The sequence below is a fragment of the Streptomyces sp. NPDC087422 genome (assembly GCF_044744145.1).
In the GTDB taxonomy this organism is placed as follows: domain Bacteria; phylum Actinomycetota; class Actinomycetes; order Streptomycetales; family Streptomycetaceae; genus Actinacidiphila.
Genome location: NZ_JBIUXT010000002.1, coordinates 649068 through 660828, shown reverse-complemented (window position 1 = coordinate 660828; position 11761 = coordinate 649068). Strand labels below are relative to the sequence as shown.

The following is an 11761-nucleotide window of genomic DNA, read 5'->3' as shown; positions in this document are numbered from 1 at the left end:
CGTACCTCCTGCGTACGAGCCGCCCGCGCTCCCCGCGCGGGTCCCGGACCCGCCAGTCGTCCAGGACCTACTGCTAGGAACGCCCGATGTTCGCTTTCCTTCGGCTCGCGCTGCGCCGCGTGGCGATCATGCCGGTGATGATCCTCGGCATCACCTTGCTGGTCTTCGTCGTGCTCCAGTTCTCTCCCGTGGACCCCGCCTACAACGCCCTGGGGGAGAACTCGACGGCCGCCGCCCGCGCGGCGTTCGCGCACGCCAACGGGCTCGACGACCCGCTGCCCGTCCGCTACGCGCACTTTCTGAACCAGTTGCTGCACGGCGACCTCGGCGTGACCGTGCCGCCGAGCCAGCCGGTGGTCGACCGGATCACCGTCGCCTTCCCGCTCACCTTGCAACTGACGCTGCTGGGGCTGCTGATCGCGATCGTGCTCGCCGTCGCGCTCGGCGTGGTCGGCGCGGTGTACCGGGACCGCTGGCCCGACCACGTCTTCCGCGTGGTGTCGATGGCCGGTGTCGCGGTGCCCTCCTTCTGGCTGGGCGTGCTGCTGATCCAGCGGTTCGCCCTGGACAGTTCGCTCTTCCCGACCGGCGGATACGTCAATCCCGGTGACTCCTTCACCGGTTGGCTGCGCTGCATGACGCTCCCGGCGGTCTCGCTCGCGGTCCCGGTCGCGGCCTCGCTCGCCCGGCTCATCCGCACCTCGATGGTCACCGAACTCGACCGCGACTACGTCCGCACGGCCACCGGCAACGGCCTGCCACGGCTGCTGGTCATCCGGTCCGTGCTGCGCAACGCGCTGGTCACCCCGCTCACCGTGCTGGGCGTCAAGGTCGGTTACCTGCTCAGCGGCGCCGTCGTCATCGAGACGATCTTCGACCTTCCCGGCATGGGCAAGCTCATCCTGGAGGGCGTCACCGGCGGCGATGTGGCCCTGGTGCAGGGGACCGTCCTGATGATCGCGCTCGCCTTCCTGGTCGTCAACGTCGTCGTCGACCTGCTCTATCTGCTGGTCAACCCGCGCATCAGGACGGTGTGAGATGTTCCTGTTCACTGGCCCCCAACGCGTCGTCGCCAAGCTGTCGCGTCCCGGCATCCGTTTCCGCGCGCTGCCGCTCGCCGCACGGATCTCGCTCGTCGTCCTGGCCGTCGTGGTCCTGGCCGCGGTGTGCGCGCCGCTGGTCGCGGACAATCCGCTGACCACCGGCATACCCGTCCAACCCCCCGGCTCCCGGCACTGGTTCGGCACCGACCGGATCGGCCGGGACATCTTCGCCCGGGTCGTCTACGGCGCCCGCTACTCGCTGGTGATCGGCCTCGGCTCCACGGCCGTCGCCGTCGTCGTCGGCGCGGTCCTCGGTTCGCTCGCGGCCACCTCGCCCAAGTGGGGCGACGAGTCGGTGATGCGGGTGCTGGACGTCGTCATGTCCTTCCCGCCGATCGCGCTCGCCGCCGTCCTGGTCACCGTCTTCGGCTCCAGCGTGCCCGTCCTGATCTTCACCATCGCCGCGGTGTACGTCCCCTCGCTCGCCCGCGTCGTACGGGCCAACGTCCTCGCGCAGTACGGCGAGGACTACGTCGCCGCGGAGAAGGTCATCGGCGCCCGTCGCGCCTACATCGTGCTGCGGCACGTGGCCGTCAACTGCGCCGCGCCCGTCATGGTCTTCGCCACCGTGCTGGTCGCCGAGGCGATCATCTTCGAGGCGAGCCTGTCCTTCATCGGCGCCGGGGTGAAGGACCCCGAGCCGAGCTGGGGCAACGTGCTCTCGTACGGGCGGCAGATCCTGCTGTCCGGCGGCTGGTGGGCCACCCTCTTCCCCGGCCTGGTGCTGCTCGTCACCGTACTGGCCCTGAACATCCTGTCCGAGGGACTGACCGACGCCTCGGCGGCGCCGGGAGCGGCGGCCGGAGCGGCGCCGGAGGCCGTACCCGCGGCGGCGGCCGTATCGGGGGCGGCCGTACCCGCGGCCGCGGCCGGAGTCGTCCCCGCGGCCACCGCCTCCGGTACGGACCGCCCGGCCGGTGACACCGCGCCCCAGGACACGCCGCTTCCCCGCCGGACGCGGGCGGACGACGACGAACGGGCCGCCGCCGTACAGCGCAGCCTCGTCCTGCTCGCCGAACGCATGACGCGGAATCCGCCGCCGCTCGCGGCGGTGCCCGCCACCGCCGCGGAACTGCTCTCCATCCGGGACCTGTCGATCCGCTTCCCCGACCGCTACGGCGACGTGCCGGTGGTCGACGGCATCTCGCTCACCGTCAGGGAGGGCGAGACCCTCGGTCTGGTCGGGGAGTCCGGCTGCGGCAAGAGCATCACGAGCCTGGCCGTCATGGGCCTGCTGGCCCGCAACGCGCGGGTGAGCGGTGCCATCGACTACCGCGGCGAGGACCTGCTCGGCATGTCGCCCCGCCGCCGCAGGGTGCTGGCGGGGCCCGAGATCGCCATGGTCTACCAGGACGCGATGTCGTCGCTGAACCCGTCGGTCCTCATCGGCCGCCAGCTCAAGCAGCTCACCTCGCGCGGCGGCACGCAGAGCCCGGCGGAACTGCTCGAACTCGTCGGCCTCTCCCCGGACCGCACGCTGCGCAGCTACCCGCACGAGCTGTCCGGCGGCCAGCGGCAGCGCGTACTGATCGCCATGGCGCTGTCCCGCAGCCCCCGGCTGCTCATCGCCGACGAACCCACCACCGCGCTCGACGTCACCGTCCAGGCGCAGGTCGTCGAACTCCTCACCCGGCTGCGCGACGAACTGGGATTCGCGATGATCCTGGTCTCGCACGACCTCGCGCTGGTCAGCGGGCTCGCCCACCGGGTGGCGGTGATGTACGCGGGGCAGGTCGCCGAGACCGGCGACACCCGGGCGCTGCTGTCCGACCCCGCCCACCACTACACCCGCGGCCTGCTCGGCTCGGTCACCTCGCTGGAGGCGGGCGCCGACCGGCTGCACCAGATCAGCGGCGTGGTGCCCGCGCCGCGCCAGTTCGGCGCCGGATGCCGCTTCGCCTCCCGGTGCGGCGCGGCCACCGAGGTGTGCGGGACCCGCGCCCCCGAGCTGACGGGGCGGCCGGCCCCGGCGACGGACCCGCACGCCGCAACCGCCGTGTCCCCCCTGCCCGCCGCGGCGCACGGCGTCGCCTGCCACCACGCGGCCGAACCCGTACTGCTGCAAAGGAGCGGACGATGATCCGCGTCGAAGAGGTCCACGTCAGGCACCGGGCGCGCGGCGGCGGTCTGTTCCGGCACGACGCCGTGCACGCGCTGACCGGGGCGTCGCTGACGGTGGAGCGCGGTGAGATCGTCGGCCTGGTCGGTGAGTCCGGCTGCGGCAAGTCGACGCTGGCGCGGGTGCTGACCGGTCTGCAACGGCCGACCGAGGGCCGGGTCATGTTCCGCGGCGAGGATCTGTGGGAGCTGCCGGCGGCCAGGCGCCGCCAGGAGTTCGGCGCGTCGGTCGGCGTGGTCTTCCAGGACCCGTCCACCGCCCTCAACCCGCGGATGCCGGTCGGCCGCATCCTGCGCGACCCGCTGGACGTGCACCGGCGCGGCACCCCGCGCGCCCGCGAACAGCGGGTGACGGAACTGCTGGAGCTGGTGGGCCTGCCCGGGCACACCCGGCAGGCGCTGCCGGGACAGCTCTCCGGCGGGCAGCGCCAGCGGGTCGCCATCGCCAGGGCGCTCGCGCTGGAACCCGAGCTGATCGTCGCCGACGAACCGACCAGCGCCCTCGACGTCTCGGTCCGCGCGCAGGTGCTCAACCTGCTGATGGACCTGCGGTCCCGGCTCGGCCTCGGCATGGTCTTCATCTCGCACGACATCCAGACGGTGCGCCACCTGTCGGACCGGCTCGCGGTCCTCTACCTCGGGCGGATCGTGGAGGAGGGCCCGGCCGCCCAGGTGTCGGCCGCGCCCGCCCACCCGTACACCCAGGCGCTGTTCTCCGCCACACCGAGCCTGCTGGGGACCACCGAGCGGATCGTGCTCAACGGCCCCGTGCCGTCGGCCACCCACCCGCCCTCCGGCTGTCCGTTCCGCACCCGGTGCTGGAAGGCGGACGACACCTGCGCGACCGCCTTCCCCGCCGCCACGCGGGACGGCGACCACCAATGGCACTGCGTACACCCCAGGACCACCGCGGCGGCGACCGCCGCGCACCACGGCACAAGGAGCACTTCGTGATTGCCCGTACACCCCGGTTCTCCGGCGTCGTCCCGCCCGTCGTCACCCCGCTGACCGACGACGGCGCGGTGGACGTCGCGTCGCTGGAGCGCGTGGTCGGCCACCTCATCGGCGGCGGTGTCGACGGCCTGTTCGCGCTGGGGAGTTCTGGCGAGGTCGCCTATCTCACCGACGAGCAGCAGGAGACGGTGCTCGACGTGGTGGTGAAGACCGCGGGCGGCCAGGTGCCGGTGCTGGCGGGCGCCATCGAGACCACCACCAACAAGGTGCTGGAGCGCGCCCGTACCGCCGTCGCGCGCGGCGCCAGCGCGGTCGTCACGACCGCCCCCTTCTACACCCGCACCCATCCCACCGAGATCGACCGGCACTTCCGGACGGTCGCGGCCTCGATCGACGTGCCGGTACTCGCCTACGACATCCCGGTCTGCGTCCACAGCAAGCTCTCCCGGCAGCTGGTCGGCGCACTGGCCGCCGACGGGGTGCTGGCCGGGGTCAAGGACTCCAGCGGCGACGATGTGACATTCCGTCAACTCATCCTCGACACCAGGGACGTGCCGGACTTCGCGCTGCTCACCGGGCACGAGGTCGTCGTGGACGCGATGCTGCTCGGCGGCGCGCACGGCTCGGTCCCCGGCCTCGGCAACGTCGACCCGCACGGCTACCGGCGGCTGCACGACGCCGCGGCGCGCGGCGACTGGACGGCGGCCCGCGCCGAACAGGACCGGCTGGCCCGGCTCTTCGACATCGTCGCCGTCGCCGACCCGGCCACCGCGTCCGGTACGGCGTCCGGCCTCGGCGCGTTCAAGACCGCGCTGACGCTGCTCGGCGTCATCGCCCGCAACACCGTCAGCCCGCCGATGCGCCCGCTCACCGACGCCGAGACCGGCCGTATCGGCGCGATCCTGGAGCAGGCGGGCCTGCGATGACGCTGCTCGCCGGAGTCGACATCGGCGGGACCAAGACGGCGGCCGCCCTGGTCACCCCCGAGGGCGTGCTGCTCGACCGCGCCACCCTGCCCACCCCGGCGCGGCAGGGCCCGGCCGCCGTGCTGGACACCGCGGCCCGCGCGGTGACCCTGCTCGGCAGGCCCGTGGACGCCGTCGGCGTCGGCAGCGCGGGCGTCATCGACCCCGGTACCGGCCGGGTACGGTCGGCCACGTCCGCGCTCCCCGGCTGGGGCGGCACCGACCTGCGCGGGCTGCTCGCCGCCCGGCTCGGCCTGCCGGTCGGCGTCGACAACGACGTCAACGCCCATGCGCTCGGCGAGTATTGGCGCGGCGCCGCCGCCGGACACGCCTGCGTGCTGCTCCTCACGGTCGGCACCGGCGTCGGCGGCTGCGTCCTGATCGACGGCCGCGTCCACCACGGCGCCGGTGGCGCGGCGGGCGAGGCCGGTCACCTGCCGGTGCCCGCCGCGGCCGGGCTGCCCTGCCCCTGCGGGGGCGTCGGACACGTGGAGGCCGCGGCGTCCGGACCGGCGATGACGGCGGCCTACCGCGAACTGGCGGGCGTGCGGCCCGGATACGGGACGGGCGCCGCGCCCGCGACCCTCCGCCTCGTCAACTCCCGCGCGCAGGACGGCGATCCGACGGCGCTCACCGTCCTGCGCGCAGGCGCCACCGCGCTCGGCGAAGCCGTCGGCGGCCTCGTCAACGTCCTGGCCCCCGACCTCGTCCTCCTCGGCGGCGGGGTGAGCCGCTGCGGACCCGTCTGGTGGGACACCCTGCGGACGACCGTCGCCTCCCACCTGGTCCCGGCCGTCGCCGGGACCCCGCTGCGGGCGGGCTCGCTCGGCGACGACGCCGCGCTGTACGGGGCCGCGCTCCTGGGACGGGAGGCGCTGGCGTGAACGTCCGTGAAGATCAACCGACTTCGGGCGGTCGGCCCACGTCGGGCGCCGACCCCGGCGGCGTCCTGGAACGGCTGCGCGGCCGGCTCGTCGTCTCGTGCCAGGCGTATCCGGGGGAGCCGCTGCGCGACCCACTGATCATGCGTCAGATGGCGCTCGCGGTCAGGGAAGGCGGCGCGGCCGGTATCCGGGCGCAGGGCCTCGACGACCTGCGCGCGATCCGCGCGGTCACCGACGTCCCCCTCATCGGCCTCTGGAAGGACGGCACTTCGGGCGTCTACATCACCCCGACCGAGCGGCACGCCCTCGCTGTCGCCGCGACCGGCGCGGACATCGTCGCGGTCGACGCCACCTTCCGCCCGCGCCCCGGCGGCGAGACCCTGGAACGTACCGTCACGGCCGTGCACCGCGCGGGCCGCCTGCTCATGGCCGACGTCTCCAGCTACGAGGAGGGCGTCGCGGCGGCGGATCTCGGCGCGGACCTGGTCGGCACCACGCTGTCCGGCTATACAGGCAGCGGCCCGCACCCGGACGGTCCCGACCTCGCCCTGGTCGCCCGCCTCAGCGCGGACCTGTCGGTCCCCGTCGTCGCCGAGGGCCGTGTCCACACCCCCGCCCAGGCCCGGTCGGCCCTCGCCGCGGGAGCCTTCACGGTCGTGGTCGGCACCGCGATCACCCACCCGACGACGCTGACCCGGTGGTTCGCCGAAGGGCTCGGAGCACAGCGGCAGTTGGGGTGACGGCCCTCTGCCGCGACGGCCGGGCCGGGTGCCTGGAACGGGTACGAGTTCAGCACCAGCGTCGCCGTGTCCGGCTAGTCGGGGCTGGTGAACACGTCGACATCGGCGATGTTCGCCGCCGGGTCGGCCGCGACGGACGGGGAGCCGATGTGAGCGGGACGGTGTGGCCGGACGGTTCAGCGGGCGGCGCGCGCGGGGCGGGGAAGGCGTTCGTACACCGTCAACCGCCGCCCGTGGACGCGGACATCGGCCACCGGGGTGAAGTACGTCAGCAGGACCCGCATCTTCATCCGGTCCTGCGCCGCCGTCAGAGGGCGGGCGATCCAGGGGACGTCGGTGACCAGCAGGATGCGGTCCCGCGCGAGCATCGCCGTACGGATGCGGGCCGGGGCCGCCTCCAGGCCCTTCAGCGTTCCGGAGCGCTCCGGGGTCTCGGTCAGCGCTATGTCGTGCAGGCCGGAGAAGGCGCCGGGGGAGACGGATTCCGTGTCGCGGCGGGCGGAGGGGATGAAGAGGACGGCGTTGCCGGGGCGCTTGAGCCGCTGGACGTCGGAGGCCACGGCCATGACGTCGTCGACCCGGCTCTTCGGCGAGCGCTCGGCGAGCGACTGCGGGATCAGCGCCACCGTCGCGAGCGCGACCGCCACGGGGACGATCCACGCGGACGCGCGCGGGAAACGGGGCCGGGCGGCGCGCACCGCGGCGCCGATCGCCGCGCCGATGAGCAGCGCGAGGCCCAGCATGCTGAAGAGCACATAGCGGTCGAGGAACAGCGGCTGGAACAACGACACGCAGACCAGGCCGAGTTGCGGCACCGCGAGCAACGGCAGCCCCACGGCGGCGGCGGACAGCCGGTCCGTACGGGGCCCGTCCGTACGAGGCGCGTGCGCATGAGGCCCGTCCGTACGAGGCGCGTCGGACCGAGGTGGGGCGATACGAGGCGTGCCGGTACGAGGTGGGGCGATACGTAAGACGTCCGTACGGGCGCGGCCCGCGATACGGCGGCCGGACACCGCCGCGCAGACGCCGCCGATCAGCACCAGCACCCCGGGCCCGATCAGCATGTGCCAGGTCAGCGGCGGAATCCAGGACACCTGCGCCGACTGGCCCCGGCTGAAGAGGGCCAGCGGAGTGACGGCCAGGACGGCGACGGCGGAGGCGGCCGTCCAGGCGGCCCACGTACGGCGGTCGGCGGCCCGGGACCAGAGCAGCGTGGCCAGGTGCGCGGGGAGGATCAGGAGCGAGAACCAGTTCAGCAGCCCGCAGACGAGGACGGCGCCGCCGTATCCCGCCCAGCGCCACGCGCGGCGGCGCGGTCCGGTGTCCTCCTGGAGCGCGGCGACCAGCAGCAGGGTTGACACCCCGGCCCCGGCGGCGACCAGCGCGTACGGCCGCCCCTCCTGGAGGTAGAACTGCACGGCGGGCAGCAGCCCGAACGCCAGCCCGCCCGCGAGGCCCGCGGCGGGACCGGCGAGCCGCCGCCCGATGAGCGCGACGCAGGTGGCCGCCACCGCGCCTGCCAGCACCGAAGGCAGCCGCAGCGTGGTCGTGTGGGGTCCGAACACGCTGAACAGGGCGTGCATCAGCAGGTAGTAGAGGCCGTGCACGACGTCCACGTGGTGCAGCATGCGCAGGATCTCGGGGGTCGACCGCCCGGCCACCTGCCAGGTGGCCGCCTCGTCACGCCAGACGGTGTGCTGCCGGGAGAGTCCCCAGAGGCCGAGGGCGAGAGTCCACAGCGGCGGAATCAGCCAGATCAGCATCGCCCGACTCGGTAAAGACGCCCGAGAGGCCGTGATGGTTGCTTTGAATCCCGAACGGCTTTGAATCGAACGGGATTTGCTGTCGGTGGACGTCAAAGAGGCACCCGAGGCAGTTTGTTGAATTGTGAACCGCCTGGAGGAAGCGTGATCGACACCCACTGATGGCGGTGACACGCATCCTACTCCGGCGCGCGCGGCGGACTTTCGGAACGTCATTTCTCCGCGCGCGCACCGCTCGAAATGGCCGTCGGTACGGTGGCCGGAACGTTGTTCGGCGCGTTGTTCGGTACGTTGTTCGGCGCGGCGGCCGATGCGGCGGCCGATGCGGGCGCGGGTACGGCCTGCCGGGGGGATGCCGGTGCGGCCCCTGCCCCCGGTGCGGCCCCCGCGCCCCTCCCCACCGCGAACACGTTGTCGCAGCGGTCCCGCACGCCCGCGTCGTGCGTGGCGATCACCACCGCGCACCCCGACCGGCTCAGCTCCCGCAGAATGTCCACCACCACAGCCGAGTTGGCGTCGTCGAGCGCGCCCGTCGGCTCGTCCGCCAGCACCAGCGCCGAGCGCTGGACGAGCACGCGCGCCAGCGCGACCCGCTGCTGCTCACCGCCGCTGAGGTGATGGACCGTCTCCTTGCCGCGCCCCGCGAGGCCGACCCGCTCCAGGGCCTCGGCGATCGCGGGCCCTGCCTTGCCGCGCAGCAACGGCCTCGGCCTGGCCGCGACTTCGAGATTCTGCTCGACGGTCTCGCTCTCTATGAGCGCGTAGTGCTGGAAGAGATATCCGAGGGTGTCGCGGCGGAATTGCCGGATGTCGCGGCGGCCGAACCGCGTGATGTCCTTCCCCTCGTACCGGATGGCACCGGACGTCGGGCGGTCGAGCAGACCGAGGCAGTTGAGGAGGGTCGACTTTCCCGATCCGCTGGGACCGACGAGAGCCAGCATCTCGCCGCGCTCCACGGTGAGGTTGACGTTGTCCCACAACGTGCGGGAACCATAGGACTTCGAAAGACTCTCGATCTCGATCAGCTTCGTCATGACAGGCACACTCCTGCTCGGTGGAGGAATTCCGTGGGCGCGGCCGGCTCAGGTCCCGGTCGCGCCCTCCTTCACGATGCGGCGGTGGAAGTAGGCGAGGGCGAGCAGCACGGCGGCCAGTTCGAAGACGACCAGACCGCTGATGACACCGAGGTCGAGCGCGGTCAGCCGGGTGGGCTCGAAGGTCGCGGGCTCACCGGCGGCGGCCAACTGCCGCAGGTGCTGGCGCTGTTGCCACGCCTGGAACGGCACCCGGGTCGCGAAGATCACCGCGATGGCCACCTCGACGGCCAGGAGGAAGCGGTGCGAGGCGACGTACCGCCAGCCGCTGACGTGCTGGGCGAAGATGCTCTGCGCGTTCTTGCGGGCGTAGATGAGGCAGACGCCGACCGCGGCGATGAGGAGCACCATCGCGGCGATGACCAGGTTGAAGATCTGGACCCGGAGTTCGGTGAGCGCCTTCCTGAGGTCGAGGGCGGTCTTCTCGCCCACCGGACTCATGGAGTTCACGTAGTTCTGGAGGTGCTCCGCGCGGATGCCCGCGGTCACGTCGGCGGGGTGGGGGAAGACGACTCCGGCCTGTGTCGCGATGGCGGTGTAGGCGTCGTCGGTGAGGAAGCGCGATCCGTTGGGGACGACGATGACGACCGGGTCGCGCACCATGGATCGGTCCTCGGCCGCGTCGTGGCCCGAACGGTAGGAGTACTCACCGGTGTTGTAGCCGAAGACGCGCTGGCCGCCGCGGGTCGCCGAGACCTTCATGGGGACGCGCCCGGTGAGGTCGGGGTCGATGATCGCCTCGGCGGCCTTGGTGATCGCGGGGGTGTCCGACGCGAGCGTGTCGGGGATCAGCAGCCGTACCGCGCGGGCGTCCGCGGCCGTCGCGCTCCCGGCCTGCGACGCGTAGCGCCGCCCCGCCGGGTCGACCATCGGCTGCCGTGCCAGATAGGTGTCGTTGACGACGAGGATCTCGCCGGAGGGCAGGTGCTCACCGGGCGCGGACATCTGGAGGTCCCGCCGCCCGGCCACGATCACCTCGCCCCGCGCGTCGGCTCTGCGCAGCCACGGCCCGACGTGCTGGTCCAACTGGTCCATGTGCATGGCGAATGCGCCGCTGAGCCGGATCGACACGGCGTCGCCCACCGCGTGGTACGCGTCCCGGTTGTCCTCACGGGTGAGAACGTCGCGGCTCGCGAGCGTGGCGTTGGTGGCGATGCTGAGCGCGAGCAGCAGCGCCGGGATACGGACCAGGTAGACGCTCAAGGACGCGGCGCGGGACGGGAGTTCGCCCTTGAGCGCGGGCAGGACGCCGACCTTGAACGTCAGCGCGAGCGCCGCCGCGTGCGCGGCCAGGACGACGGCGGCCAGCAGGACGGCGAGGACCGCGGCCACCGCGGCGAACAGGCCGAGCCACGCGAGGCCGTTGTAGAGGCCGAGGAAGGTGAGGACCGCGGCCGCGACGACGGCGGCCGACAGCGGCCAGAAGACTGCGAGCCGCCGCAGGTCGCGCAGCAGGATGCCGGTGAAGGACATGCCCTGCATGCGCAGTACGCCGTACGCCCGCGCGTTGAGCAGCACGCTCGCGCCGGTCATCGTCAGCGCCGCGAGGGCGACGACGTAGAAGGAACGGAAGAGCGAGTCGTTCTTGTACCGGTCGATCAACCCCCGTACGGACAGCGGGTGGCTGACCTCGACCGTCATGCCGAGGTGCGTGAACTCCAGCCGCAGGGCGTCGGCGGCGCCCGCCGGCCCGAAGACGTAGTACGTGCCGCGCGGGTCGAGTTGGCCGACGTCGGCGAGCGGGTGCACGCGGGTGGTGAAGTTCTCGCTGAACGCCGGGTAGCCGTGGTCCAGCCACTTCGCGGTCCGCGTACCGGTGCCGCCGGGCGCGAGGTACAGGTGGCGGACCGTGTCGGGGTTCTTGAGGTCGGGCACCTCGCGCGCGACCCCGACCCCGTGCCGCGCCGCGAACGACTCGACGGCCTGGACGACGTGGGGCGCGCTCGTCGATCCGTCGGAGTCGAGCACGTCGACCATGGCGGAGTTGCCCAGCACCCCGTTCTCGTCGAGTCCGCGCACGAAGAGGAAGGCCAGGACGGCGGAGAAGGCCAGAAGGGCGGCGTGGACGACTCGAATACCGCGATGCAGCATGGTGATTCCTCGGTTGAGGGCGCTCGGGAATTCAGACGGGCGTGACGGC

General features: G+C 72.8%; 9 protein-coding genes. 6 read left to right on the top strand and 3 right to left on the bottom strand.

Features of this window, described 5'->3' with window-relative positions:
- Window positions 1-86 precede the first annotated feature (86 nt).
- The 6 genes from ACIO6U_RS08725 to ACIO6U_RS08700 are packed head-to-tail and all read left to right on the top strand — an operon-like array spanning window position 87 to window position 6764.
- Window positions 87-1037, top strand: a complete 951-nt coding sequence (locus ACIO6U_RS08725) for an ABC transporter permease (protein WP_355336316.1) — start codon at window positions 87-89, stop codon at window positions 1035-1037.
- Between the two features lies 1 nt (window position 1038).
- Window positions 1039-3183, top strand: coding sequence for a dipeptide/oligopeptide/nickel ABC transporter permease/ATP-binding protein (locus tag ACIO6U_RS08720; RefSeq protein ID WP_401716760.1), 2145 nt, complete (start codon window positions 1039-1041; stop codon window positions 3181-3183).
- Entirely contained in the window at window positions 3180-4175 is a 996-nt protein-coding gene (locus ACIO6U_RS08715) for an ABC transporter ATP-binding protein (RefSeq protein ID WP_355336320.1), read from the top strand. The genes ACIO6U_RS08720 and ACIO6U_RS08715 overlap by 4 nt, the downstream gene beginning before the upstream one ends.
- On the top strand, window positions 4172-5101 hold the full coding sequence (locus ACIO6U_RS08710; protein WP_401716757.1) for a dihydrodipicolinate synthase family protein: 930 nt from the start codon (window positions 4172-4174) through the stop codon (window positions 5099-5101). Before ACIO6U_RS08715 ends, ACIO6U_RS08710 begins: the two co-directional genes overlap by 4 nt.
- Window positions 5098-6024, top strand: a complete 927-nt coding sequence (locus tag ACIO6U_RS08705; protein ID WP_401716754.1) for an ROK family protein — start codon at window positions 5098-5100, stop codon at window positions 6022-6024. The genes ACIO6U_RS08710 and ACIO6U_RS08705 overlap by 4 nt, the downstream gene beginning before the upstream one ends.
- A complete protein-coding gene (locus ACIO6U_RS08700) occupies window positions 6021-6764 on the top strand; it encodes an N-acetylmannosamine-6-phosphate 2-epimerase (protein ID WP_401716752.1) in 744 nt (247 codons plus the stop codon). The genes ACIO6U_RS08705 and ACIO6U_RS08700 overlap by 4 nt, the downstream gene beginning before the upstream one ends.
- 176 nt (window positions 6765-6940) lie before the next feature.
- On the opposite strand, the gene ACIO6U_RS08695 is transcribed toward ACIO6U_RS08700, so the two are convergent.
- The 3 genes from ACIO6U_RS08695 to ACIO6U_RS08685 all read right to left on the bottom strand — a co-directional run bounded on the left by ACIO6U_RS08695 (window position 6941) and on the right by ACIO6U_RS08685 (window position 11712).
- Window positions 6941-8527, bottom strand: a complete 1587-nt coding sequence (locus ACIO6U_RS08695; RefSeq protein WP_401716749.1) for a glycosyltransferase family 39 protein — start codon at window positions 8525-8527, stop codon at window positions 6941-6943.
- A 212-nt stretch (window positions 8528-8739) separates the two neighbouring features.
- Entirely contained in the window at window positions 8740-9561 is an 822-nt protein-coding gene (locus tag ACIO6U_RS08690) for an ABC transporter ATP-binding protein (protein WP_401716748.1), read from the bottom strand.
- Window positions 9562-9609: 48 nt separating this feature from the next.
- A complete protein-coding gene (locus tag ACIO6U_RS08685; RefSeq protein ID WP_401716745.1) occupies window positions 9610-11712 on the bottom strand; it encodes a hypothetical protein in 2103 nt (700 codons plus the stop codon).
- Window positions 11713-11761 lie beyond the last annotated feature (49 nt).